This window comes from Tritonibacter sp. SIMBA_163, from assembly GCF_046535935.1.
Lineage (GTDB): Bacteria > Pseudomonadota > Alphaproteobacteria > Rhodobacterales > Rhodobacteraceae > Epibacterium > Epibacterium scottomollicae.
Genome location: NZ_JAWJBP010001174.1, coordinates 1 through 242, shown reverse-complemented (window position 1 = coordinate 242; position 242 = coordinate 1). Strand labels below are relative to the sequence as shown.

The following is a 242-nucleotide window of genomic DNA, read 5'->3' as shown; positions in this document are numbered from 1 at the left end:
GTTCGCAGAAGCCGTCGAGCAGGCGGTGGAACGCCAGTTGAAGACGCTGTCGCGTGCCGAGACGGCCGCCCGCAGCTGGGCCGATTTCGGGGGCATCGTGGTTGTCGCCGATCTGATGGCGGCCCTGCCGCTGGCAAATCGCATTGCGGCCGAGCATCTGGAACTGGCGGTCGCCGATCCGGATGCCTTCATCCCCGGCATCCGCAATGCCGGCGCCATCTTCGTCGGCCGCTATACGCCCG

The 242-nt window shown here is 67.8% G+C and carries 1 protein-coding gene; it reads left to right on the top strand.

Features of this window, described 5'->3' with window-relative positions; genetic code table 11:
* Positions 1-242 (top strand): histidinol dehydrogenase (locus tag R0J92_RS26020; protein WP_411053816.1); only part of this gene is annotated, 242 nt, incomplete at both ends.